This is a genomic window from Lacinutrix sp. MEBiC02404, assembly GCF_053601575.1.
Window position 1 is genome coordinate 777,297 of record NZ_JBSHNV010000220.1, and the last position, 26,174, is coordinate 803,470.

Here is a 26,174-nt window from a genome sequence, read left to right on the forward strand (position 1 = left end):
AAATATTTTGTTTTATGTAGAAAATTTTCTATATTTAGTTATTGTTAATCATAAAAGTGGAATACAAAACAGAAAGGAAATAACTAAAAAAGAGAAAGCCTCTACTAGGTAAAGGCTCTCATAGGTTCGCTAAAACCAAAATAAACAGTGTTTATCTTGTATAAAGATACAAAAAATTTAAATAAGATAAAAGCCAGTTTGTTTTGAAGAGTGTAAAGCTTACACACTTTAAAAAGCCGTGCATACCGAAAAACGTATAGAGTAGGTAATCTTATTTAAAATATATAAATATGAAAAATTTTAAAAATGTAGTGTCCGTTATCACTTTAGCTTTGGTGATGTTGGTTTCATTTAGTTCTAAAGCACAAGAAAGTTTTAAGGTAAATGATAAAGTTCCAACTTCTGTAAAATTAGTTGGAAAGTTTCATGCAGTTATTACGTATTTAGAAACAAAAGAATTCTATAAAAATGGCATGACTAAGGATGAGTTTGTTAAATCAACAACATCTTGTGTAGACGATAAGGAGTTAGTAAATATTTTTAAACCTTATATGGAAGAAATCTATGTGTTTCACACAAAGAAATTAAGTCCAGATCAAGTTTATGATTATATAGATGGAAATAGCTTTTCAAAAACAGCTTCTGCTTTAAAAAAATATGAAATTAAGAATGGGAGAGAGGCTTCTAGGATAAAAAAACCAAAATGGTTTAACTGGTTAAGAAAATTTATTGATTGGTTAGATGATACTTGGGTATAAGCTTTTTTAAGAGGTTGATTAGAGGGATTAATCAACCTCTTATTTAGTATTAACTTAAATTATATAAAAATGAGGAATCTTTATGTTATTGGAATTATATGCTTGTTTTGTAGCTGTAGTTTTATCAAACTTAATAAGTTGGTTAATAATCAGGAAATTAAATTAAGCAATCAATTAATTGCTTTTGAAATATTAAATAATAGGATTTCTTTAAAAGATAGTGTTAATTTCTTTTTAGATATTGGAGCCCCAAATATTATCTATAAAGAAAAATTAAAAAGTTTAAATATCAAAGATTCGATAAAAATTGGTGAATTAGTTAATTCAAATGGAAAACGAATTGAGAATAAATCAATGGTTATTGAATTAATTAAAAATAATTTTTTTGAAGTTAATAATGCAGTATTTCGAGTTTTACCAAATAATACTATTTGTAATGATAATTTGGGCTTAATTGGGTGTGAGCTATTCTATAATGAAGTTATAGGTTTAGATTTTAAAAATAATACTATTCAGAAATTACCTGTGTCATTTATAAAAAACAATAAAGACTATAAAAAACTTAAGGTTGTAGACTTTGATGGCTATTATTTTATTGTTTCTTTAAGTGTTAAAGGTCAAGATTTTAATGTTAAGCTAGATACAGGAAGCCCATATTCACTTTTATTAACAAAAGAGGATTTTAATAAGATTAAAAGAGAGACTTATTTCTCTTACTTTATCAATAGAGGTAAACTAGATACTATTTTTAGTTCTAGAACTAAATCAATGGAAAACGATTTTATAGTTAAGTCAAATAATTATATAAAAAGGAATTTAATTGGAGTACAATTAATGAAAAATTATAATTGGATTTTTGACTACGCTGAAGGGAAAGTATATTATAAAAAAATAGCAAATAATATATCACCGAAATATAGTAACAGATCAATTATTCGAGAGGATAAACTAATTTTTTACCAAACAGATAATAATTCCAAAATCTATGAATTAGATAAAAGCATTGTTTCAGTAAATAAGGAACTTATTACAGTTGAAAATATTTGTACTTTCAATGATCTTTTAAATAGTACTATTAATTGGTCCACCTTAGATATTGAATATTCAAAGTGAAAATTATAAAGTATGATATTATTAGAAATAATAATACTCAAACAAAATGCGGAACCCGAAAAGCAAAATGAGTAGGGAAATATAAAATTTTAAATCATGAAAACTATACAATATATATATACTATTATTATGGTAATGTGTACCATGAACATGTCTGCACAAACTAAATCTATAGATGATATTAAAGGCATGCAGAAAGAATTAGCAGAAGTATTAAACGGTATGGTAGAAAGTGCAAAACCATATTATAAAGAAGGGGATACATATATGGTTTTTAAACAGAAGTTATACGGTGTCACGGAAATTGCTCCAATCTCAAAAGAAGGAGAGCAATTGATTGAAAAAGTGTATTATTATTTAAAAACAAAAGCGACAAGTAGTATTATTCTAAATGATTCTGGTGAGGTTATAGCAGATGCAATAACATATACAAATATTGCCAAAAAACTAAATAAAAACGCAAACTTAGATCGTGAGCTTTTCGGAGTAACTGCTAATACAGTAGCAAGTAAATATAAAAATAATCATCCCTGTGGTTGTTGTTTTTTCTGCTTTAGATGTCAAGTACAATGTGCTCGTAACATTTTTGGTTTTTAATAATAGTAAATTAAAAATGAAAAAACACACACTCATAGCAATGCTGTGCCTACCTCTTATGCTCTTTTCTCAACAGAAAAACACAACAGAAAAAACCTCAATTAATGGAGAATTAACCTTTGGTAAAAATCCAGATTGTATAAGAAGAGGTGGTATTTGTACTTTTAATACGAGTCAGAGTAAAGCGCAAGGAAACACACAAATAATCTATAATAAAGAGAACAGTATAACTTTAATTATAGATAGAACCAAAATTACAAAAGAGGAAGAATATAAAATTGTTGGTCAATACCTAACTACAACCTCTAAGGTAAATGCATTAACCTTTATAATGGAAGAAGATTTAACGCTAGAAGCAGAAACCAAAACTGGTTTGAAAACAGCAAAGCATCTAACCAAAATAACAAAGGGCAATTATCCTGTATATATTACAAAAGATACGTTTACTATCATTTTAAAACTAGAATAGTATGGTACAATTTATAAAATATCTAGTTCTTTTAGTACTGTTGTTTATAACATTTTCTGGATTTGCAGGTGTGAATGCAGAAAATGATATAGATACTGTTTTAACCGAATTACAACAAGAAATACAAACGATAACAACTCAGTATCGTTTGAAAAATTATGCGATACAAGAAAAGCTAATACTACTAAACAAAAATCTGCTGCATGCCAAAAGAGCAAACCAGCAAATTACACTTCTAATACAAAAAGACCAATTACAAGAACGTTTAAAACGAAATTCCTTATCGGAAGCTAGCGATATTAGTAAAATCCGTTATTTAAAAGGGTTACAGATTATTAAAATACTGTATGAAAAAACCTTGAGTTTAGATCATCATTTTGCAACCGTGGCTACTTTTAATGAAATAAATAATCTGAGTAACCCAAACCATTATCCAGAGTTTGCTAAGATGAAAGACGTAATTAGTAGTAAGCAAGACAAAAAAACAGGGTTTAACTTATCTAGCATTTTGGGAGATAATATATATACTTCCGTGGTGCATTCCATAGTGTCCTTATTTACTAATTCCAGTTCTAGCCAAATGGAAAAAGAAGCAGATTTAAAAGATGTGGAGTGTATTTTAGATTTTACTTTGCGAATGCATAATGATTTAAATACCATCTATTTTGAAACTGCTTTTTTACAAAAGAGTAATGATAATATTATTATAGAGTTAGAACAGTTGTTCGTAGATTTCACAAAACCTATTCAATATAAAACACCTTTAAAGGAATGTAGAAATGCAGACGATTGGGATGCTGTTAGAGAAAACCTTAATGGGTTTTTAGAGGAATTAAACAAAGTGATAATTGATGATGCACAACGTTACAAGGCGCATAAAATGCAGATAAACTTGGAGTTTCCAATAGATAGATTACTGCAATTTATAACACAATATAATTCGCATATAAATCAAGGCGCAAAATTCTATGAAAAGTTTGGAATCATGCTAAACAGTTATCAAAATGAAAAGCAATGTGCTTCAAAAATACCTGCAGAATATAAAACCTTAAAAGAAAATATAAAAGTTAGTATTGATAAATTTAATACCGCTTATAAACCTGTGGAAATTAATGGAAGTAAAATGAAACAAATCCTTTACGGCATTAATGAATACGATTAGTTTCTTTATTTTCTTCACTTCGGAAAAGCTATTGGATCAAATATTAGGTGTTTAACGATAGAAGTATTAATTTATAGATAAGATTAACATACGACTTCAAAATAAAATTAAGTAATTTTGAAATGTCTGAAGAATTATCTCGACTACTACCGATTAATTAAAAAAAGAAAATAAAAAATGAAAATAGCACAGAACCTTTTAGGTTTGTTTTTAGTACTAAATCTTGTCGCATGTAAAGAAACTACGAAAAAAGAAGTAGTTACTAGTGTAGAAACGAAAAAGTCTGAAACACAATATAATATTCCGGATTCTTGGATACAAGAAAGAGTGGAAAAAGCAAATAAACGATTGAATACAACCGAAGCGGGTAAAGTGCTATGGAATGCCATGAAAGCACACGGTGGATTAGATAAATGGTATGGCAATGGCTACTTTTCATTCCGTTTTAATTATGAACCAGTAGATGGTAAAGGTATTAGAGATTCTTATCAAACGATAGATACTTGGAGTAATAAGGCAAGACATAATAGTATTGCAGATTCAACATCTATTTTTGGTTGGGATGGTCAAGAGTCTTGGGTAAAAGCAAAAGATAGTGCATCGTTTGCTTATGATACTAAGTTCTGGGCTTTAACACCATTGTATTTTTCAGGGCATCCATTTGTATTGGATGGAGAAGGCGTGAATTTAGAATTATTGCCAGAACAAGAATTTCAAGGAAGCATGCAAAAAGTAATAAAAGCGACTTATGATGCTGGTGTCGGTTCTGCTCCAGATGATTATTATATCCTGTATATCAATACAAAAACGAATTTGGTAGATGCCTTTAAATATATTGTTTCCTATCCAAAGTACTTTCCAAATGGAGGGCACGCACCAGAAAAAATTACGGTTACACAAGGAACGACTACTGTAGACGGAATTGTTTTTGCAACTGGTTTTAAAACCTATTGGTCTACTACAGATAAAGATGGATTAGGCCAATACATTACGAAAATAACCGTTAGTGATCTTAGTTTCTCTCCTACCGTAGAAGAGAACTTCTTTTCTAAACCAGAAGGAGCAAAAGTGTTAAACGATTAGTATTGGTAACGAATAGTATTATAAAAGCCTTAGTAATTCTCTTTTGATTACTAAGGCTTTTTGTTTTTCATAGGTTTTATTTAATCCCAAAAAAAGGAATTAATGACATCCATTATTATGCTATTTCCGTGTACTTTTTTCTATGCTCTGTTCTTGTAATAGTTTATATTTGCTAGTTCCATAAAACCATAGTCATTATGAGCAAACAAAGTAAACGTAGAGAAGCTTTAGTATATCATGCAAAGCCAACTCCAGGAAAGATAGAAGTAGTACCAACAAAAAAATATGCGACTCAAAGAGACTTGTCTTTAGCGTATTCTCCAGGAGTAGCAGAACCTTGTTTAGAGATAGAAAAAGACAAAAACAACGCTTATAAATATACCGCGAAAGGGAATCTAGTTGCCGTAATTTCAAACGGAACAGCCGTTTTAGGTCTAGGTAATATTGGCCCATTAGCTTCTAAACCAGTAATGGAAGGAAAAGGACTTCTGTTTAAAATTTTTGCAGGAATAGATGTTTTTGATATTGAAGTAGATACCGAAAATATTGAAGAATTTATAGCTACCGTTAAAAATATAGCACCAACTTTTGGTGGAATTAACCTAGAAGACATCAAAGCTCCTGAAGCTTTTGAAATTGAAAGACGATTAAAAGAAGAATTGGATATTCCTGTAATGCATGATGACCAACATGGTACCGCAATCATTTCTGCGGCAGCATTATTAAATGCTTTAGAGCTTTCCGAAAAAAAAATAGACCAAGTTCAAATTGTAGTTAGTGGAGCGGGGCCAGCAGCAATATCATGTACCAGGCTATATCAAGCCTTTGGTGCTAAACGTGAAAATATTGTAATGGTAGATAGCAAAGGTGTTATTCGTGATGATAGAGGGAATCTTTCTACTGAAAAAGCAGAATTTGCAACACATAGAAAAATAGATACATTAGATGAAGCAATGAACAATGCAGATGTTTTCATTGGTTTGTCAAGGGCAGATGTAGTGACTCCAGCAATGTTAAAAGTCATGGCTAAAAACCCAATAGTTTTTGCAATGGCGAATCCAGATCCAGAAATAGCATATCAACTAGCAATCGATACTAGAGATGATATTATTATGGCAACGGGTAGAAGTGATCATCCTAACCAAGTTAATAATGTACTAGGGTTTCCATTTATTTTTAGAGGCGCTTTAGATGTTCGTGCAACAAAAATTAACGAAGCTATGAAAATGGCAGCAGTTAAAGCTTTAGCAGAATTAGCAAAAGAACCGGTTCCAGAGCAAGTAAATATTGCATATGGTGAAACTAGGTTAACATTCAGTAAAGAATATATCATCCCAAAACCATTTGATCCTCGTTTAATAGCAACCGTTCCCCCAGCAGTAGCAAAAGCAGCTATGGAAAGTGGTGTAGCTAAAGAACCAATAGAAGATTGGGCGAAATACGAAGAAGAATTATTAGAACGTCTTGGTAGTGATAATAAAACAGTTAGACTTCTACTTAACAGGGCAAGAACAAACCCAAAACGTGTAGTATTTGCAGAAGCAGATCAGTTAGATGTTTTAAAGGCTGCGCAAATTGTATATGAAGAAGGCATTGCACATCCAATTCTTTTGGGAAGAAGAGATGAAATTGAAAGACTAAAAGAAGAAATAGAGTTTGATGCAGATGTGCCAATTATCGATCCTAAATCGGATGAAGAATTAGAACGTAAAAACAGATATGCGGATGCCTATTGGCAACAACGTAAACGTAGAGGAATTACATTGTATTCTGCACAAAAAATAATGCGTGAACGTAATTATTTTGCAGCAATGATGGTTAATGAAGGCGATGCAGATGCACTTATTTCTGGTTATTCTAGAAGTTACCCTTCGGTAGTAAAACCAATGTTAGAACTTATTGGTATGGCGCATGGAACAACTCGTGTAGCAACTACCAATTTAATGATGACCAAAAGAGGTCCTTTGTTTTTAAGTGATACCGCAATTAATATTGATCCAACAGCAAAAGATTTAGCTATTATTGCGCAAATGACCGCTAGAACTGTAAGAATGTTTGGTATGGATCCTGTTATGGCAATGACTAGTTACTCTAACTTTGGTTCTTCAACAAATGAAAAAGCATCCAAAGTAAGAGATGCAGTTGCTATTCTTCATAAAGCATATCCAGATATGGTTATTGATGGTGAATTACAAACAGATTTTGCTTTAAATAGCGAAAAGATAAAAGAAGTGTTTCCGTTTTCAAAATTAGCAGGAAAGAAAGTAAATACACTAATTTTTCCTAATCTAGACGCCGCAAATATTACGTACAAACTATTAAAAGTACTTAATAAAGCAGATTCTATTGGGCCAATTATGATGGGAATGCGTAAACCAGTTCATATTCTGCAACTAGGAGCAAGTGTAGACGAAATTGTAAACATGACGGCAATTGCTGTTATCGATGCACAAGAAAAAGAGAAATGGGAATTAAAACAAAGTAAAAAGACAGGCAAAAAGTAAGTATTTTACCGATTAAATTAACGTTTTATTGTGATTTAACATATCACAATGGTATTGCATAATAATTTTATTACATTTGAGAGTTTAATGCGAATTTTTACATGATAACACATATACAAGGAAAGTTAGTAGAGAAAAATCCAACAGATGTAGTAATAGACTGCAATGGCGTTGGTTATATGCTTAATATTTCTTTACACACCTATTCTCAAATTCCAGATCAAGAAAACTTGAAACTGTATACACATCTTCAGGTTAAAGAAGATTCACATACTTTATTTGGGTTTTCTTCTTTGGCAGAAAGAGAAATGTTTAAGCTTTTAATTTCTGTAAGTGGTATTGGTGCAAGCATTGCTCGTACCATGCTTTCTTCATTAACACCAAAACAAGTTAGAGAAGGAATTGCCGTTGGTGATGTTGCTTTAATTCAATCTATTAAAGGTATTGGAGCAAAAACTGCACAACGTGTTATACTCGACTTAAAAGACAAAGTCCTAAAGATTTATGATATTGATGAAGTTTCAGTATCTCAAAACAATACAAGTAAAGATGAAGCGTTATCAGCTTTAGAAGTTCTTGGTTTTAATAAAAAGCAGGCAGAACGCGTGGTAGATAAAGTGATTGCTGTTCAACCAGACGCAAACGTAGAAGTTATTATTAAGCAAGCTTTAAAAAACTTATAATAAGATTTGAATACAACTAACTCTAAATCAGTAAAAGCAATTCAAAAGCAACTCTTTACTACAGTTGCCGTTTTATTGTCTTTTGTAGCTTGGTCGCAAGAGCCAACACCGCAGGACTCCACAAGCACAGGTTACAGTCTTGGTAATTTACAAATGCCAAATCCTACCAGTATTGTTTCGCAATACACCTATGATCCCACAACAGATAGATATTTTTATACAGAAACGGTAGGTACTTTTAATATTAACTATCCGGTAATCTTAACACCAAGAGAGTTTCAAGAACTAGTAGCCAAAGAAAACTCAAGAAGTTACTACAAGCAAAAAATAGATGCTTTCGATGGGAAAAAGGAAGGAAGTGAAGAAGAACAAAAAAATCTACTACCAGAATTTTATGTAAACTCGGGGCTTTTTGAAACCATTTTTGGAAGTAATACTATTGAAGTAGTACCGCAAGGTTCTGTAGAAATGGACTTAGGAGTATTGTTCACCAAACAAGATAATCCTTCGTTTTCTCCTAGAAACAGAAGTAATTTTACCTTTGATTTTGATCAACGTATTAGCTTAAGTTTATTAGGAAAAGTAGGAACGCGTTTGCAAGTAACCGCTAATTACGATACAGAATCTACTTTCGATTTTCAAAATTTAGTAAAGTTAGAGTACACACCAACGGAAGATGATATCATTCAAAAGATAGAAGTTGGTAATGTAAGCATGCCTCTTAATAGTTCTTTAATTACAGGAGCGCAAAGTTTATTTGGTGTAAAAACACAATTGCAATTTGGTAGAACAACCATTACTGCAGTGTATTCCGAACAAAAATCAGATACCAAAACCGTAGTAGCTCAAGGTGGAGGAACACTAGAGGAGTTCGATTTTTATGCTAGAGACTATGATGAAAATAGACACTTCTTTTTAGCACATTATTTTAGAAATAATTATGATGCTGCTTTAAATAATTACCCATTTATAAACACGCAAGTTCAAATTACTAGAATAGAAGCTTGGATCACGAATCGAAGTAATAATACAGAAAATGTAAGAAATATTGTAGGATTACAAGATTTAGGGGAAACGGCTAGAGTAGGTTCTGCAGTTGCAGTTAGCGGAGGTCCAAATGCGTATCCAGATAATGAGAATAATGCATTCGATCCAACCAATATTGGTGGCGCAGGATCACAACTTAATAATTTAATTAGAGATATTGCCACTGTACAATCGGGTATTAATGTTGCAGGAGTTACGGAAGGAGCAGATTATGCAAAATTAGAGAATGCACGAAAATTAACCGAAAATCAAGAGTATACGCTAAACACGCAATTGGGTTATATTTCTTTAAACCAACGTTTAAATAGTGATGAAGTTTTGGCTGTTGCGTTTCAATTTACAGTTGCAGGGCAAGTATATCAAGTTGGTGAATTTGCAAATGATGGTGTAGACGCAACAGGAGTTACTACAGATACAGACGGAAATGTTACCGCTGTTACAAATAACAACTTAGTTTTAAAATTATTAAAAAGTCCGATTACATCTACTTCCCAACCAATTTGGGACTTAATGATGAAAAATATTTATGATACAGGAGCGTATCAATTAAGTCAAGAAGATTTTAAATTAAATATTTTTTACAACGAAGGTTCTCCAGTAAACTTTATTACACCAGTTTCTGGAACAGCATTTCCAACTTTTGATGCCAATACAACCATTACATCAGATGATTCTGAAATAACCGAGACTCCATTAATTCGTTTATTTCATTTAGATAAATTAAACTATAATAATGATCCGCAAGTTGGAGGAGATGGTTTCTTCGATTTTGTTTCTGGAACCACTGTAATTCCGCAAAACGGAAAAATTGTGTTCACAAAAGTAGAACCTTTTGGAGAATACCTTTTTGATGTTTTAGCATTAGGAGGTGAGGATTATGAAATGACGACTTCATACAACGGCAATCAAGCAAAATATGTGTATGATGTTTTATATAAAGAAACAAAAACAGCAGCTCTTGAAGAGGTTGAGAAAAATAAATTCCAAATAACAGGGCGATATACATCTTCCGGTAGTGGTGGTATTTCTATAGGTGCATTTAATGTGCCAAGAGGATCTGTAGTGGTTACCGCTGGTGGTCGTGTTTTAGTAGAAGGTATTGATTATACGGTAAACTATCAAATAGGAACGGTGCAAATTTTGGACGAAGCGTTAAAAGCTTCCAACACACCTATTCAGGTTTCTACAGAAAATAATTCTATTTTCGGACAAACATCTAAACGTTTTTTTGGTTTAAATGTGGAACATAAGTTTAACGAAAACTTTGTTATTGGTGCAACATACATTGGCTTAAAAGAAAGACCAATAACCCAAAAAGCAAATTATAATAGTGAACCAATAAATAATCAGATTTATGGTTTTAATGTAAACTATTCTACAGAAGTTCCTTTTTTAACAAGATTAGTAAATAAACTTCCTAATATAGATACCGATGTTCCTTCTAATTTCTCTATAAGAGGAGAAGTTGCTGCTTTGCGTCCAGGTTCGCCTAGTGGAACAGATTTTGATGGAGAAGCAACATCGTATATAGATGATTTTGAAGGGTCGCAAAGTGCTATAGATTTAAAATCGGCTAGTTCTTGGCACTTATCGAGTAGACCTATTCGAGTAGATGATACTGATGTTTTTGATGTGCAAAATATTACCAATGGTTATGGTAGAGCAATGTTAAACTGGTATCACGTGGATCCGATTTTTTATAGTAGTAGACGTCCAGATGGTATTAGTGATGATGATATGTCAGGCTTATATACTTCCAGAGTTTTTATTAATGAACTTTTTCCGCAACAAGACATCGCACAAGGACAAACAACAGTCTTAAATACGTTAGATTTAGCATACTATCCAGAAGAACGTGGACCTTATAATTTTCAAACGAATGATATTGATATTCCTAACGGAACTTTAACAGCACCTCAAGACTCTTGGGCGGGGATTTCACGATCACTTACCTCTACAGATTTTGAACAAGCAAATGTAGAATATATAGAGTTTTGGTTACAAGATCCATTTCAAGAAAATGCAGCAAATCCAGGAGGTAAATTAGTTTTTAACCTTGGTAATATTTCAGAAGATATTGTTAAAGATGGTAGAAAATTATATGAAAACGGTTTGCCAAAAGATGGCGATGTTAGTGTTTTTACCCAAACAGATTGGGGAAGTGTAGTGCCTTTAAATCAATCCTTAATTTATGCTTTTGATTCTACTGGAGGTGAGCGTACCAATCAAGATGTAGGATATGATGGTTATGATGATAGAGAAGAAAAATCACTTTCTCCATCTTTAGACTATCAAAATTTGGAAGATCCTTCGAATGATAATTATTCTTATTTTTTAAATACAGATGGAGATGTTTTTGATCGTTATAAAAAGTACAATAATGTAGAAGGTAACTCGCCAGATGAATTTAGTGACACCAATAGAGGTAGTACTACGCAACCAGACGTTGAAGATATTAATAGAGATAACACAATGAATACCATTGATAGTTATTATGAATATGAATTAGATATTAGGCCTTCCGATTTAAATCTTAACAATCCATACATTGTAGATATCAAAGACGCGGAAACTAGACAATTACCTAATGGTCAATCTGTAGTTCCAATTTGGTATCAGTTTAGAGTTCCAGTATCTGACTTTACAAATGATGTTGGTGGTATTGCCGATTTACGCTCTATACGTTTTGCTCGTATGTATGTTAAAGATTTCTCAGAAGCTACAGTCTTTAGATTTGGTTCTTTAGATTTAGTACGTAGTGAATGGAGAAGATACTCACAGACTTTAGATGAAGATCTAGGTGATCCAGTATTAGATGTAAATACAGACTTTAGTATTGGTGTAATTAGTACTTTAGAAAATGATGGAGATTATGAATCGCCTCCAGGAGTAGATCCAGAAGAATTATATAATAACAATACGGTTATAAGACAAAACGAACAGTCATTAGTGGTGAATGTTTGCGATTTAGAATCCCATGATGCAAGAGCAGTTTATAAAAATATAAACGTAGATATGAGGCAGTATAAACACTTAAAGATGTTTATGCACGCAGAAGTAGGAGAAGATATGTCTTTATTAGAGGATGGAGATTTAGTTGGTTTTATAAGAATGGGTAATGACCTTTCCCAAAACTATTACCAAATAGAAGTACCTTTAATGGTATCTACGGGAACATCCAGATCCGATCTTTGGCCTGACGCCAATGGATTAGATATAGAGTTAGCTATTTTACAACAAATAAAAGCAAAAGCAATTGCCGATAATTTTAGTGCTACAAATGCAACATTTTATGATATTATTGATGGCGATTTAAGCGAGAATTCTGTTGCAGAATTTTCACCATACACCGTTGGGCAACAACGTGTCGCTATATTTGGTAATCCTAATTTTGGAGATATTAGAAGCTTAATGGTTGGGGTTAAAAATGCCGATGATAGAACTTCAAAATGTGGTGAGATTTGGTTTAATGAACTTCGTCTTGCAGAAATGGATAATGAAGGTGGTTGGGCAACCGTTATAAGTGCGGATGGAAATATTGCCGATTTTGCAAATGTTAGTGCAACAGGTAGATATAGTACCTCTGGTTTTGGTTCTATAGAACAAGGACCTCAAGAGCGTAGTTTAGAAGACGTACAACAATATGATGTGGTTACTAATATAAATGCAGGTCAGTTACTACCTAAAAAATGGGGAATTCAAATTCCTTTTAATTATGGTCAAGGAGAAGAAAGTATTACACCCAAATACGATCAGCTTTACGAAGATATTGAACTGCAAACAAGAATAGATGCGGCAGAAACTAGTGCCGAAAAAGAAACCATTAAAGAACAGTCGCAAACCTACACGAAAAGAAAAAATATTAGTTTTATTGGAGTAAGAAAAAATAGAACTACAGATAAAAAACCACAATTCTATGATGTAGAGAACTTAACATTTAGTTATGCATACAACAAAATAGAGTATCGTGATTTTGAAATAGAACGCTCGCTAGATCAACAAGTAAGAACAGGAGCAAACTATGCGTATAATTTTGCGCCATTTTCCATTGAGCCATTTAAAAAGAACGACTCCTTATTTACGGGGAAATATTGGAAAATATTAAAAGACTTCAATTTTAACCCTTTACCTTCAAGTTTTACCGTTAATTCAGACTTTAACAGACAGTTTAATAAACAAAAATTTAGAGATGTAGATTTAACTGGAGACAATATTGGTTTAGAGGAATTGTTTAGAAGAAATTATACCTTCGATTTTCAATATACGGTAAACTTTAATGTAACAAAATCATTAAGTTTCGACTATACTTCATCTAGTAATAAAATTGTAAGAAATTATTATATCGATGATGAGTTAAACGGAAGGCAAGATCCAGAATTAACGGTTTGGGATGGTTTCTTCGATTTTGGTGATCCTAATAGACAATATCAAAAACTTGGCTTAAACTACAAATTACCTATAAATAAAATACCAACCTTTAGCTTTATTGATGCTACGTATACCTATAGCGGTGAGTTTCAATGGCAAAAAGGATCCGATTTATACGGAGATATAGAATATGTAGATACCGGTGGTGGTGGATTATCTGGAACCTATGATTTAGGAAACTCGATATCTAATGCAAACCAGCACAATGTGAATGCTTCTTTAGATATGAATAAGCTGTATAAATATCTTGGAATATCAAAAAAGAGAGCAAGAAGTAATGGTAAAGTAAGCAGAGCTAGTAGTGCAACGCCTCCGGGAGCAGGAGAAAAAGCTAAAAAACCTAAAAAAGTTAAGAAGACCAGTAAGCTTGCAAATTTCGGAATAGGTGTACTAACAAGTGTAAAACGTATACAATTAAATTATAACGAATCTAATGGTACTTATCTTCCTGGTTATACGCAAACACCAGGATTTGCAGGAACATTTAAACCTACAGTTGGTTATACCTTTGGTAGTCAAAATGATATTAGAGAATTAGCTGCAAGAAATGGGTGGCTAACACAATATCCAGAATTTAATCAGCAGTATACAGAAACACATGCAAAGCAATTTGACTATGCAATTAATATGGAGCCTTTCAACGATCTTAAAATTGATATTGTTGGAAATAGAATTTATTCTGAAAATCTAACCGAAAATTATAACGTAAACAGTGATTTAGAGTATATCCAATTAACTCCAAATACCTACGGAAACTTTACTATTTCGACAGCTTTAATTAAAACAGCATTTAATAAAAGTGATGAAAATGAATCTAAAACTTTTGAAGATTTTAGAACGAATAGATTGGTGGTTGCAAATAGATTGGCCGAAAAATTCTATGGTAATGCAGGCTTTAATAGAGATGCAGATGGCTATCCTGAAGGATTTGGGAAATCTAGTCAAGCGGTATTATTACCATCCTTTTTATCTGCTTACCAAGGACAAGATGCAAGTAAAACGAAGACTACTGCTTTAAGAGATATACCAATTCCTAACTGGGATTTAAAGTATACCGGTTTTATGAAACTGAATTGGTTTAAAAAACGCTTCAAACGTTTCTCTTTATCGCATGGTTATCGTTCTGCATATACTATTAATCAGTTTAGAACAAACTTAGATTATACCGCTCCAGATCCAACCGAGGATTATGCAAGTCAATCTGCAGATGCATTAGATCAATCTGGAGATTTTAAAAATGAGAAGCTATACAGCAATATTAACTTAACAGAAATGTTTAGTCCGCTATTTCGTATAGATTTTGAATCTAAAAGTGCCATAAAAGTACTTTTAGAAATGAAAAAAGATAGAATGCTATCCTTGAGTTTCGACAATAACTTGATGACAGAAATTCAAGGTAAAGAATACATTGTAGGTCTAGGATATAGAATTAAAGACGTACGAATGAAATCTAAACTTGCAGGACCAAACAAAACGATTATTAGTGATATCAATCTAAAGGCAGATGTTTCGTTTAGAGATAATAAAACGATAATCCGATATTTAGATTTAGAAAATAATCAAATAACATCCGGACAATCCTTATGGAGTGGGAAGTTTACTGCAGATTATGCCTTTAGTAAAAACCTAACTGGAATTTTCTATTTTGATTATACTTTTTCAGAATATGCAATATCTACAGCATTCCCACAAACAACAATTAGATCTGGTTTAACATTAAGATATAATTTTGGTAATTAAAAGTTTAAAATTAAAGGACAATTAAATACATTTGCGAATAACTAATAACTAAAATAAAAAATGAACATTCCAGCAGAATTAAAATATACAAAAGATCACGAGTGGATCCAATTAGAAGGTGATGTAGCAACCATAGGAATTACAGATTTCGCACAAAGTGAATTAGGTGATATTGTTTATGTGGAAGTAGAAACTGTAGACGAAACATTAGAAGCTGAAGAAATTTTTGGTACAGTAGAAGCTGTAAAAACAGTTTCTGATTTATTTTTACCATTATCTGGAGAAATCACAGAATTTAACGAATCTTTAGAAGACGAACCAGAAAAAGTAAATTCAGATCCTTACGGTGACGGTTGGATGATAAAAATGAAATGTTCTGATCTATCAGAAGTCGAAAATTTAATGTCTGCGGAAGACTATAAAGCATTAATAGGTGCTTAGAAAATATGCCTTTGGGATTACCTTGTGCTATACTATAGTATTGGCAATAGCAAGTCTTATTCATATTTCTGGTTTGCCAGATATTAATTATTCCAACTCAGATAAGATATTTCATTTTATTGCATACAGTGGTTTATCCTGGTTTTGGTTTCAAGCATTTTATAATAAATTTAAATGGCCTTTTAATAAAGCATTATTGGTTTCTGCAATTGTTTCCGTAATCTTTGGTATAATTATTGAAGCATTACAAGGTATGCTTACCAAAACAAGAGTTGCAGATAATAATGATATTTTAGCTAACACATTGGGTGTAGGTATAACCGTTATCGTTTTATTGCTATTTAAGAGAACAGAAGTTAAAAAATAATAAACCCTTGCTTATTTGCCAAATAAATGGTTATTTTAGCAACAAGTAAAAACATATAATCATGGAACTTAAGAAAAATCCTAAAGCAAACGTTGGTAGAAATAGTAGCCTATACTTTTTAATAGGTTTAGCGTTAATGTTATTTTTAACAAATTTTGCGATTAATTATAAAACATACGACAAGTCTGTTATAGATATCGGACAATTAAACTTGGATGAAGAGTTAGAGGAAGAAGTGCCAATTACAGAACAAATTCAAACACCACCACCACCACCGCCACCACCAGCAGCTCCAGAAGTTATTGAAATAGTAGAAGATGAAGCTGAAGTGGAAGAAACAGTGATAGAATCTACAGAAACCAGTCAAGAAGAAGAAATTGTTGAGGTGGAAGAAGTTCAAGAAATTGAAGAAGTAGAAGAAGATATCGAAGTTCCTTTTGCGGTTATTGAAAACGTTCCTGTATTTCCAGGATGTGAAGGAGAATCAAATAACAATGCAAGAAAAAAATGTATGTCTGAAAAGATTAGCAAATTTGTAAACAAGAAATTTAATACAGACTTAGCACAAGATTTAGGACTAAATGCTGGTAAACACAGAATAAGCATTCAGTTTAAAGTAGATAAAAACGGAAATGTAGTTGGTGTACGTGCAAGAGCTCCACATCCAAAATTAGAACAAGAAGCAGTGAAAGTTGTAAGTCAATTACCTAAAATGAAACCAGGTATGCAACGTGGTAAAGCAGTAACAGTACCTTACGGATTTCCAATCTCATTCCAAGTACAAGACTAAAACAATACGTTTTAAAGCCTATATTAAAATCCCGTTACATTTTTTGTAACGGGATTTCTTTTTTGGTATGCTTATTGTTATTTTATCATAATATTAACATTTAAATCTTTAATATTATGAGAAAACTTAAAAATTATTACGACCTCAATGACCAAAAAGAGGAAAACGTATTAAAATCACAAAAGCATGATGCAAATTTACAAAAAAACGCTACCATTTACTTTCAAGTAGGTTTAATAATATGTTTGCTATTTAGCTACGGACTTCTAGAAATGAAGTTTGAAACAAAAGCGTTAGACTTAGGTGAAGCTTTTACAGTAGATCCAGACGATGATTTAATTAATATTAATTTTGTTATCGAAGAACCCGTAATAGTAAAGAAAGCTGTTGAAAGATCTAAACCGGCAAGATTAATTGACACGTATAAAACGGTTCCAGATGATACACCGGAGACAAAAGTTGTGGATGTTATTGTAGCTCCTCCAAAGGTAGATAAACCAATAGTTGCAATAGTCGATGTTCCTAATGTAAAGCTCCCTGAAGAACCTGTAATAATTCCTGTGGATTTTGTAGAAGAAGTTCCTATTTTTCCAGGTTGCGAAAGTGCTTCCACTAATGCAGAACGAAAAGCATGTATGTCTGAAAAAATAGCAAAGCACATTCAGAAAAAATTTGATACAGATATTGCTGCCGAGTTAGGTTTAAATGGCGTACAGCAGATTCATGTAATGTTTAAAATTGATCAAAACGGAAACGTTACAGATGTGCAAGCAAGATCTCGGCACAAGGAACTTGAAATTGAGGCGAATGAAGTGATTGGTAAATTACCAAAAATGACTCCAGGAAAACAACATCATAAAAATGTTTCCGTTATTTATGGAATTCCTATTAAGTTTAGCGTTCAGAATTAAGAGTAATATTCTTTTTGAAGTAAAGTCGTTAATAAGTTATTATTAACGACTTTTTTTAATTTACAGGATTATAAAAAAATAGTATCTTACCACATTATAAAAAACAGCAAAAATAACTATGAAGAAATTTATCTTTTTACTTCTTCTTATTCCATATTTCACCTTTTCACAAGAAGATTCTTTTTTCGAAAAGCCTCCGGTTTTTCCAAATTGTGAATCTGTAGAAATAGATGCCCTTCAGAATTGTTTTGATACGAATGTGTTAAACCATATTTACAATAGTTTTAAAACACCAGAAATCGTTTCCGAAGAAAAGTATAGCGGAGAAGTTGTGGTGCTTTTTGAAGTAGATAAAGAAGGTGCTTTTCGTGTTATTTATGTAGATGCTATGTATGACGACTTAAAGGACGAAGCTACTCGTGTTTTTGATGCGTTGCCTAAAATTAAACCAGGAACTTATAATGGTAAACCTACATATAAGCAGTATTCCCTTCCTATTCAAATACCTATTATAAATCAAACGGTTCCAGCTAAAGCGGTTACAAAAGAAGTAACAAAACTATCTATTGAAGAAGCTATTAAAACGGAATATGATAGTGTGAATAAAAAACTGGTTCCATACACAAACAAAGAATTTACTAGCCAGTTAAATATACCCTTTACACATAGTGCATATGCTAAATTTGATAGAAATATCAATCTAGTTGGTACAAATAGCCATACCGCTTCTAAGCCTTTTGTGTATGAAGAGGTATCTAAATATTACGATTTTCAAGGAGAAAAAGAAAAATTACAAAAAGGAAAAGAAACGCTGTTGTCTAGAAAACTATGGAACGAACATTTAGTGCGCTACCAAGCAGAAAACTATTGGTTTACTATAGATCCTATTTTTGATTTTGAAGTCGGTAAAGACACAGAAGCAGATTTTAGCTCGACATATAATAATACAAGAGGACTTTATATTCAAGGAGGATTAGGAGATAAGTTTAGTTTTTATGCTTCGGTGTATGAAAGTCAAGGACGCTTTGCACAATACTACAATCAATATGCAGAATCTATAAAAGCATCGGATGAAGTTGCTATAATTCCAGGAAGAGGAATTGCAAAACGTTTTAAAAAGGATGCTTATGATTACCCAGTTGCTGAAGCATATTTATCTTATGCACCAACCGATTTTTTAAACGTGCAATTTGGTCATGGTAAAAACTTTATTGGGGACGGATATCGTTCCTTGTTTTTAAGTGATGTTGCTAGTCCTTCACCATTTTTAAAGATTAACACGAAATTCTGGAAAATTAAATATACCAATACTTGGATGTGGCTAAAGGATGTTACACCAGCAGGAACAGATGAAGATGGTGCTTATTTAAGTAAATATATGGCAACGCATTTTTTAAGTTGGAATGCCACAAAACGTTTAAATATTGGTTTTTTTGAATCTATTGTTTGGGCAAAATCCCAAAACAGAGGTTTTGATGTAAATTACTTGAATCCTATTATTTTTTATCGTGCTATCGAGTTTGAAACTGGGCAAGATGCAGGAAATGCTATTATGGGTTTATCAGGAAAATATAAAATTAACGATAACATCAATGCATACAGTCAATTTGTGTTAGATGAGTTTTCGTTAAGTGATATTACTGGAGGCGAAAAAAGTTGGAAAAACAAATTTGGTTACCAACTAGGACTAAAATATTACAACGCTTTTAAAGTAGATAATCTTTTATTACAAGCAGAATACAATAGAGTGCGACCATATACCTATTCTCACAATACTACCTTTTTAAACTATGGACATAACAACCAATCTATGGCGCATCTTTGGGGAGCAAATTTTAGTGAATTAGTACTTATTGGTCGTTACAATTACAAACGCTGGTTTGCAAATGCAAAAATGGTTTTAGGTTCTCGTGGTTTAGATTTTGATAATGGTATTAGTTATGGTAGTAATATTTACGAAAGCTATACCGACAGACCAGGAAATACAGGGATTACTGTAGCACAAGGAAACAAGACCAAAACGTTTTATACCAACCTGCAAGCGGGTTACTTAATAAATCCTGCGACCAATCTAAAAATATTTGCAGATGTAAGTATTAGAGATTTTAATCCGGAAGCGCAAACAACCACTACATTTAAGAATAATACAGTATGGTTTAATTTCGGAATTAGAACCGACTTATTTAACTGGTATTTTGATTTGTAGTCTAGTTCCTGCGAAGGCAGGAATCTCATAGTTATGTATTTCATTCTATTACAACAACCTTCACGTAAACCCTTTTAATTTACGGTTTTACCGTAACGCCTTTTGCTGTTTTTCGATGAACTGCACACATTCTTGAAAAAAGCCTTTGTTAAATTGTTTTTTTTTTTTTTTCATATTTGAGTAATAAATTTTTAGGCTTAATAAATAGACGTATTTAAAAGCTGAAATTTATTTCAAACTTTCCCTAAGAAAATATAATTAATAGTAAGTAAACAAAAGCATCTCGTTTTTGTTTGGCAAACCTATTGTTTAATATATTTAAGAATTGGTAAAAAAAAATGAAAAACATTTTAAAAACAAGCATTAAGATTATAGTGCTATTTTTTGCTTTAACGTTGGTTAATTGTGAGAAGGATGATGAATTTAAAGAAAATACTTCGCAAAACGAAAACACAAATAAAGTACTTGTAAAAAGAGTAACACTTAATGAAATTAAAGAGAACAGTGAGTTAAACAATACATTTTATAAGATTAATAAGTATTTAGATGTAAGCAAAATCAATACTGTTAATTCAAAAATTAACGCTTCAGATGGTAGTTTTGTGATTTTAACAGATGAAATAGTGCAAACCGTAACGGATAATTCTGAAGCTTATACCTTTAAAATAGAAACGCCTATACATTCAGAGGCTACTTTCAATTATTAATAATTGAAAAACGAGCGAATCAAGAAGTTTTTCATTTTTATAGTTATATAACGATATTGTTTTCAGATAATACAGAGTATTCATTACTTATTTCTATAAAAGAAATTGATAGTGATTTAATAAATATGGATGATTTTTATAATTCTATAAATGCTACTAAGATGATGATGATAGATGGTTGTTTGGTTTCTGTAGATGATCTGGGAAATGAAGATGTAATTTGGTGTTTGGGTTCTCAAGGTGGTAGTGGTTCGGGAGGTTTTGGCACTGGAGTAAATGGTTCTTCTTCTTCTTCTTCTTCTTCTTCTTCAAACTATACAGGAAGTTGGTTTTACATGCAAAATAGTAATGGTTCTTGTAATAGGACTATTACACTATTGGTGCTGAAAATCCAAGCCCAACTAATCCAACTAGCCCAACCAGTCATCCAATAGTACAAACAGAATACAATGTAGAATGTCCTAGTTACATGAACGATAATCAAGACCCACTTCATAATGATGATTTTGTTCCAACAGATTTTGGTGGCTCTACAAATAATAACTCATCTACTGTAGCAACACTAACCCCAAAAACTGTAGATTATAAAAAAAAGATAATTGATTGTTTAGGTGCTTCTCTAGATCCAGATGCAGAACTTTGGCTACAATCAACTTCAAATTTTCATAATATGAGAAGTATTTCTATCTATTTAAGAAATAATTCGCCTAATAGTAATACTTACCCAAGTCTAGAAGTTCTTGCTTTTGCTGAAAAAGCTATGGAGGCAATGAATGAAGGTGGTGAAGTTGATATGCCAAATAAAATCATTTTAGATTCAACTTTTGTAAATAATGTTCAATTAAAATGTGTATATGATAAGTTGGTAAAAGATAATAGAGCTCTTTTTAAAAGTACTGTGGGTGCTTTTATTAACGATCCAAAATTTAACCTTACTTTTAAAGTTGGGAATTGTGTCTTAACAGATGATCAATGTACTGATGATAGTGACCCTTTTAATATTGTTATTACTTTTGAAGATGTAAATACTAACCCAATCGAAATGGCACAAGCTATATTACACGAGTCAATTCATGCCGAAATAGCTAGGTTTGTGAAGCTATTTCAGTCAGGAGTTGATGTGAATAATAGGTCGCGTTTGTTTCAGTTATATGCTTACTATAAAAACTATACAGATGTAGTAGATCCTGATTTTAATTGGGACAATGCTGCTGACCATCAATATATTATTGAAAACTATATTAACAAAATAGCATTAGCATTAAGACAATTTGATAATAATAGATATCCCCTAGCTAATTACAAAGATTATGCTTGGGATGGTTTAAGAGCCTATGATTATCGAGGTGTACTTACAGATGCCGAAGAAAATAACAATATTAATCTGCGAGTAACACAAACCAATCTTAACATTCAAGTCTGTAACTAAATGAAACAGTTTTTATTTGTATTCGGTATATTTTTGCTTTTTTTTTCTTGTAAAGAACAAGATAATTTCTTAGAACAGAATACCGAAAGTTTAATCTCTTACATTATTAATGTAAAAGCTTATCCACTACCTCCACTGCCACCATTGCCGTCAGATACTATAAGTAGTTGGAAAATATCGGCAAAAGTAATAGATTCTTTGCGTGACTTAAAATTGAGGGTTGGAGTTTACCCTATTCTTGAAAAGCCTATTCTTAACAATATATTAAATCTTGAAGGTGTTGATATTGAATTTACGGATTTAATAGAAAACTTTAATATTATTGAAGTTAATAACAACATTAATATAGAAAAAATTAATGCAAATAGTAGGCATGTTATTACAGTCGCTGATACATTAGTTTTGAAAAAATCAAAAAATTGGAAAGATTATGATCTGTTATTTAGATTTTCTAATATATCTTTTAATGATTCTTTTAATAAGGCAGCATTGAGATTAGGAATAGGTAGAAGTTCTTTAGGTGGTAGTGGAGGTCTTTATTTATTTAAAAAAGATAACACTAACAATTGGCAGATGGTAAAGTATTATCAATTAGAGGAATGGGAGTATTAAGTTGTCTAGATTCTATTTCTTTTTTTAATATTTTTTTAAAAAAACTCTTAGTAAATCAAAATGCAATGAAAAACATACTTATTATATGTATTCTTTTTAGTTCTTTTCCCTCGCTAGCGCTCGTTAGTAACGAGTGCTCCTAAAGTTTATTAAAAAGGAATAAAGAGGTTGTCTTTTGTTATTACATTTTTTGAAAAATATTAATTGTTTTATTGTTGTATGCACTCGTCAAAGACGAGCGCTAGCGTGGGTGGTCATTTGTTTTGAGTTCCATAATGACTATTGGTTTTTCATGACAATGAATGCTCCTTATGCAGGGAATCATCCAGTAAGTGGAACTCGCCAATTTGGATATGAACAAAACAATGATGGTTCATATAACTTTTTTGTTAGAGGTGTAGATTGATTTAATTCGTATATTTTATCAGATGTTGCTCAAGCTATGACTGATACAGACCCTTTTCTTGCTGCTGATTTAATGTGGTATTCATTACAAAAGAACATGGATAATTTTGTTAATAGTTATGGAGGAGCTTCATCTATAGGTGAATCAATAACAGATAATAGAGTTGATTGGCAGAAAGTTAAAGATGTATTATTAGGTAACCGACCAATTAGTGTTTTTGGATGTAACTAAAAAAGTGATTATTATGAATATAAAAAATTATCAAAAATTAAGTTTTTTCTATTATTTATTCCTTGTTATCGTATTTTGTATGACGACTGTTTCTGCAAAAAATATTGTGAAACTTCTGAATTTTGAAGATCTTGAAAAGGTTTATTTTTACTCATATTATCCAATTGTTTTATATGTAGTCATCATTTTTATTTTAATCATTTTCATAACACTTTTTTATTTTGACGTTAAAAGAAAATTTTTCAAAAATCTTAAGAAAAGAAGCTTATATCTAATTTTAATGTTTGTGTTTTTATTAGTTATTTTGTTTTATAGAACATAAAATAATTAAATATGTAATAAGAAATCTAGAGATATTTTTATAATAAAAACCTTTTATGTTAATAGCTATATAGAAAATCTTTTAAAATACAATTTGATTTTTTACTACGTATAATTTAAAAACTCACATTAAAGATTTAATACAAACTAATCTCGAAAAAACCACAAACTAAAACCTTGTGGTTTTTTCTTTTTAAATATCGTTTTATAAAGTATCTTTGCACTCGCAAAACAAAGCGTTTTATTTGAGCACAACAGCCACATCTACAGTACAGCATTCAATAATTTCAGATTTTAAAGAAATTACTAAAATGCGTTTGGCATTAAGTGTCGTGTTTTCTTCGGTTGCAGGATATTTGTTAGGCGTTGAAACCGTAGACTATACCACACTTACCCTCGCTAGCGCTCGTTAGTAACGAGTGCTCCTAAAGTTTATTAAAAAGGAATAAAGAGGTTGTCTTTTGTTATTACATTTTTTGAAAAATATTAATTGTTTTGTTGTTGTATGCACTCGTCAAAGACGAGCGCTAGCGTGGGGAAGCGCCTTATGACAGTAGTCATCCAGTTACCGGAACGAGGCAGTTTGGTTATGAGACTAATTCTGATCGTTCTTTTAATTTTTTTGTTAGAGGAGTTGATAGGTTTACTTCAAACCTTCAAGAAAACTCAGCATATATGTTAACTTTAGGTAGTCCATTTGCTTTTGCAGATAACTTATGGGAGCATTTTCAAGAAGAATTAAATATTTTTATTAATGAAAATGGAGGTAGTTCTACTATTAATACACCAATAATTAATAGACCAGATTGGGAGGAAATAAAAGAAGTGTTACAAGGAAAAAAACCAATAGGCGACCTAGGTTGTGAATAATATTAAGTTTATGAATTTAACAAATAGAAAAATCATCAAGATATTTAATTTGCTCAATGCAATTATTGTAATTTCTTTTTTAGCTTTTATACTTTTAGTAAGTTTTGAAAAAACGAATCCAGTTTATGGATACTTATACGGTTACGTATTTTTCCCAATGTTACTTTTGCTATTTATTATATTTATTTTGTTTTTTTTAAATAAAAAAGATTTTTTGACAATAAGAAAATTATCCATCGGATTTGGTAAATGGCTAATTATACTAATTGTTTTTTATGCAATTATTTTTTTTACAAAATAATTTAATTTTAAAAAGAAAAAACCACAAACTAAAACCTTGTGGGTTTTTCTTTTTAAATATCGTTTTATAAAGTATCTTTGCACTCGCAAAACAAAGCGTTTTATTTGAGCACAACAGCCACATCTACAGTACAGCATTCATTAATTTCAGATTTTAAAGAAATTACCAAGATGCGCTTGGCATTAAGTGTCGTGTTTTCTTCTATTGCAGGATATTTATTAGGCGTTGAAACTGTAGACTATACCACACTTACTCTTTTAGCTTTTGGAGGTTATTTTATGGTTGGAGCATCTAATGCATTCAACCAAATTATAGAAAAAGATCTAGATGCCTTAATGGATAGAACCAAAGACAGACCGGTTGCTGCAGGACGTATGTCTGTAAATACTGCTTTTGCCATTGCTTCCATTTTTACCATTTTAGGAATTGCTATTTTATATATCATAAACCCGCAAACAGCAATGTTTGGCGCAATCTCTATATTCTTATACGTTTGTGTTTATACGCCGTTAAAAACAAAAACACCATTATCTGTTTTTGTAGGTGCTATTCCAGGAGCAATCCCATTTATGTTAGGTTGGGTTGCTGCAACAAACGATTTTGGTATCGAGCCAGGAACCTTGTTTGCTATACAGTTTTTTTGGCAATTCCCCCATTTTTGGGCCATTGGTTGGTTTTTATTCGACGATTATAAAAAAGGAGGTTTCTTTATGTTGCCAACAAGAAAACGCGATAAAGGTACAGCAGTGCAAACTATTGTGTATACCGTTTGGATGATTTTAGCCTCGCTAATTCCAGCATTTGGCTTTACAGGAAAATTATATTTAACACCAATTTCGGCAATTATAGTTGGTCTTTTAGGCTTAGGTATGCTATATTTTGCTTTTCAATTATTTAAAAAAATGACAACACAAGCAGCAAAAACATTAATGATTGCTAGTGTTTCTTATATTACATTGCTACAAATAGTATATGTATTAGATAAATTTATACGTTAA

At 31.5% G+C, this 26,174-nt stretch carries 22 protein-coding genes; all 22 read left to right on the forward strand.

Going from position 1 to position 26,174, the window contains the following annotated elements; genetic code table 11:
• Window positions 1-290: 290 nt before the first annotated feature.
• On the forward strand, window positions 291-758 hold the full coding sequence (locus tag ACVCXO_RS17875; RefSeq protein ID WP_452230953.1) for a hypothetical protein: 468 nt from the start codon (window positions 291-293) through the stop codon (window positions 756-758).
• Between the two features lie 138 nt (window positions 759-896).
• Window positions 897-1,871: a hypothetical protein gene (locus tag ACVCXO_RS17880; RefSeq protein ID WP_452230954.1), complete on the forward strand. Its 975-nt coding sequence runs from the start codon at window positions 897-899 to the stop codon at window positions 1,869-1,871.
• Between the two features lie 96 nt (window positions 1,872-1,967).
• Window positions 1,968-2,468: a hypothetical protein gene (locus ACVCXO_RS17885; RefSeq protein WP_452230955.1), complete on the forward strand. Its 501-nt coding sequence runs from the start codon at window positions 1,968-1,970 to the stop codon at window positions 2,466-2,468.
• A gap of 16 nt (window positions 2,469-2,484) precedes the next feature.
• The gene (locus ACVCXO_RS17890; protein ID WP_452230956.1) at window positions 2,485-2,937 is read left to right on the forward strand and encodes a hypothetical protein; all 453 of its coding nucleotides are present in this window, start codon (window positions 2,485-2,487) and stop codon (window positions 2,935-2,937) included.
• A gap of 1 nt (window position 2,938) precedes the next feature.
• Window positions 2,939-4,099: a hypothetical protein gene (locus ACVCXO_RS17895; RefSeq protein WP_452230957.1), complete on the forward strand. Its 1,161-nt coding sequence runs from the start codon at window positions 2,939-2,941 to the stop codon at window positions 4,097-4,099.
• Between the two features lie 177 nt (window positions 4,100-4,276).
• Window positions 4,277-5,182 (forward strand): hypothetical protein, encoded by a 906-nt coding sequence (locus ACVCXO_RS17900; RefSeq protein ID WP_452230958.1) that lies wholly within the window; start codon window positions 4,277-4,279, stop codon window positions 5,180-5,182.
• A gap of 197 nt (window positions 5,183-5,379) precedes the next feature.
• Window positions 5,380-7,686, forward strand: coding sequence for an NADP-dependent malic enzyme (locus ACVCXO_RS17905; RefSeq protein WP_452230959.1), 2,307 nt, complete (start codon window positions 5,380-5,382; stop codon window positions 7,684-7,686).
• A gap of 101 nt (window positions 7,687-7,787) precedes the next feature.
• Window positions 7,788-8,369 (forward strand): Holliday junction branch migration protein RuvA, encoded by a 582-nt coding sequence (ruvA, locus tag ACVCXO_RS17910; protein ID WP_452230960.1) that lies wholly within the window; start codon window positions 7,788-7,790, stop codon window positions 8,367-8,369.
• A gap of 6 nt (window positions 8,370-8,375) precedes the next feature.
• The gene (sov, locus tag ACVCXO_RS17915; protein WP_452230961.1) at window positions 8,376-15,584 is read left to right on the forward strand and encodes a T9SS outer membrane translocon Sov/SprA; all 7,209 of its coding nucleotides are present in this window, start codon (window positions 8,376-8,378) and stop codon (window positions 15,582-15,584) included.
• Window positions 15,585-15,644: 60 nt separating this feature from the next.
• Window positions 15,645-16,025 (forward strand): glycine cleavage system protein GcvH, encoded by a 381-nt coding sequence (gene gcvH / locus ACVCXO_RS17920; protein WP_452230962.1) that lies wholly within the window; start codon window positions 15,645-15,647, stop codon window positions 16,023-16,025.
• On the forward strand, window positions 16,018-16,392 hold the full coding sequence (locus ACVCXO_RS17925) for a VanZ family protein (protein WP_452230963.1): 375 nt from the start codon (window positions 16,018-16,020) through the stop codon (window positions 16,390-16,392). The genes gcvH and ACVCXO_RS17925 overlap by 8 nt, the downstream gene beginning before the upstream one ends.
• 61 nt (window positions 16,393-16,453) lie before the next feature.
• Window positions 16,454-17,182: an energy transducer TonB gene (locus ACVCXO_RS17930; protein WP_452230964.1), complete on the forward strand. Its 729-nt coding sequence runs from the start codon at window positions 16,454-16,456 to the stop codon at window positions 17,180-17,182.
• Window positions 17,183-17,298: 116 nt separating this feature from the next.
• A complete protein-coding gene (locus ACVCXO_RS17935) occupies window positions 17,299-18,093 on the forward strand; it encodes an energy transducer TonB (protein WP_452230965.1) in 795 nt (264 codons plus the stop codon).
• Window positions 18,094-18,211: 118 nt separating this feature from the next.
• Window positions 18,212-20,299 (forward strand): gliding motility protein RemB, encoded by a 2,088-nt coding sequence (locus ACVCXO_RS17940; RefSeq protein ID WP_452230966.1) that lies wholly within the window; start codon window positions 18,212-18,214, stop codon window positions 20,297-20,299.
• 338 nt (window positions 20,300-20,637) lie between these two features.
• Window positions 20,638-21,006, forward strand: coding sequence for a hypothetical protein (locus ACVCXO_RS17945; RefSeq protein ID WP_452230967.1), 369 nt, complete (start codon window positions 20,638-20,640; stop codon window positions 21,004-21,006).
• Between the two features lie 56 nt (window positions 21,007-21,062).
• Window positions 21,063-21,440, forward strand: coding sequence for a hypothetical protein (locus tag ACVCXO_RS17950; RefSeq protein WP_452230968.1), 378 nt, complete (start codon window positions 21,063-21,065; stop codon window positions 21,438-21,440).
• Window positions 21,441-21,475: 35 nt separating this feature from the next.
• The gene (locus ACVCXO_RS17955) at window positions 21,476-22,435 is read left to right on the forward strand and encodes a hypothetical protein (protein WP_452230969.1); all 960 of its coding nucleotides are present in this window, start codon (window positions 21,476-21,478) and stop codon (window positions 22,433-22,435) included.
• Window positions 22,436-23,047, forward strand: coding sequence for a hypothetical protein (locus ACVCXO_RS17960; RefSeq protein ID WP_452230970.1), 612 nt, complete (start codon window positions 22,436-22,438; stop codon window positions 23,045-23,047). It abuts the gene before it with no gap.
• Window positions 23,048-23,489: 442 nt separating this feature from the next.
• Window positions 23,490-23,684 (forward strand): hypothetical protein, encoded by a 195-nt coding sequence (locus tag ACVCXO_RS17965; protein ID WP_452230971.1) that lies wholly within the window; start codon window positions 23,490-23,492, stop codon window positions 23,682-23,684.
• Window positions 23,685-24,250: 566 nt separating this feature from the next.
• Window positions 24,251-24,418 (forward strand): hypothetical protein, encoded by a 168-nt coding sequence (locus ACVCXO_RS17970; protein WP_452230972.1) that lies wholly within the window; start codon window positions 24,251-24,253, stop codon window positions 24,416-24,418.
• Window positions 24,419-24,680: 262 nt separating this feature from the next.
• Window positions 24,681-24,875: a hypothetical protein gene (locus ACVCXO_RS17975; RefSeq protein ID WP_452230973.1), complete on the forward strand. Its 195-nt coding sequence runs from the start codon at window positions 24,681-24,683 to the stop codon at window positions 24,873-24,875.
• A gap of 405 nt (window positions 24,876-25,280) precedes the next feature.
• Complete coding sequence (gene cyoE / locus ACVCXO_RS17980; RefSeq protein WP_452230974.1) at window positions 25,281-26,174, forward strand: heme o synthase; 894 nt, start codon at window positions 25,281-25,283, stop codon at window positions 26,172-26,174.

Excerpts from the sequence above, each read along its gene's own strand:
- ACVCXO_RS17885 (WP_452230955.1), top strand. The coding sequence starts at position 1,968 with ATGAAAACTATACAATATATATATACTATTATTATGGTAATGTGTACC.
- ACVCXO_RS17945 (WP_452230967.1), top strand. The coding sequence starts at position 20,638 with ATGAAAAACATTTTAAAAACAAGCATTAAGATTATAGTGCTATTTTTT.
- gcvH (WP_452230962.1), top strand. The coding sequence starts at position 15,645 with ATGAACATTCCAGCAGAATTAAAATATACAAAAGATCACGAGTGGATC.
- ACVCXO_RS17900 (WP_452230958.1), top strand. The coding sequence starts at position 4,277 with ATGAAAATAGCACAGAACCTTTTAGGTTTGTTTTTAGTACTAAATCTT.
- ACVCXO_RS17930 (WP_452230964.1), top strand. The coding sequence starts at position 16,454 with ATGGAACTTAAGAAAAATCCTAAAGCAAACGTTGGTAGAAATAGTAGC.
- ACVCXO_RS17935 (WP_452230965.1), top strand. The coding sequence starts at position 17,299 with ATGAGAAAACTTAAAAATTATTACGACCTCAATGACCAAAAAGAGGAA.
- ACVCXO_RS17905 (WP_452230959.1), top strand. The coding sequence starts at position 5,380 with ATGAGCAAACAAAGTAAACGTAGAGAAGCTTTAGTATATCATGCAAAG.
- ACVCXO_RS17940 (WP_452230966.1), top strand. The coding sequence starts at position 18,212 with ATGAAGAAATTTATCTTTTTACTTCTTCTTATTCCATATTTCACCTTT.
- ACVCXO_RS17955 (WP_452230969.1), top strand. The coding sequence starts at position 21,476 with ATGAACGATAATCAAGACCCACTTCATAATGATGATTTTGTTCCAACA.
- ACVCXO_RS17965 (WP_452230971.1), top strand. The coding sequence starts at position 23,490 with ATGACTGATACAGACCCTTTTCTTGCTGCTGATTTAATGTGGTATTCA.
- ACVCXO_RS17890 (WP_452230956.1), top strand. The coding sequence starts at position 2,485 with ATGAAAAAACACACACTCATAGCAATGCTGTGCCTACCTCTTATGCTC.
- ACVCXO_RS17960 (WP_452230970.1), top strand. The coding sequence starts at position 22,436 with ATGAAACAGTTTTTATTTGTATTCGGTATATTTTTGCTTTTTTTTTCT.
- ACVCXO_RS17875 (WP_452230953.1), top strand. The coding sequence starts at position 291 with ATGAAAAATTTTAAAAATGTAGTGTCCGTTATCACTTTAGCTTTGGTG.
- ruvA (WP_452230960.1), top strand. The coding sequence starts at position 7,788 with ATGATAACACATATACAAGGAAAGTTAGTAGAGAAAAATCCAACAGAT.
- ACVCXO_RS17975 (WP_452230973.1), top strand. The coding sequence starts at position 24,681 with ATGTTAACTTTAGGTAGTCCATTTGCTTTTGCAGATAACTTATGGGAG.
- ACVCXO_RS17895 (WP_452230957.1), top strand. The coding sequence starts at position 2,939 with ATGGTACAATTTATAAAATATCTAGTTCTTTTAGTACTGTTGTTTATA.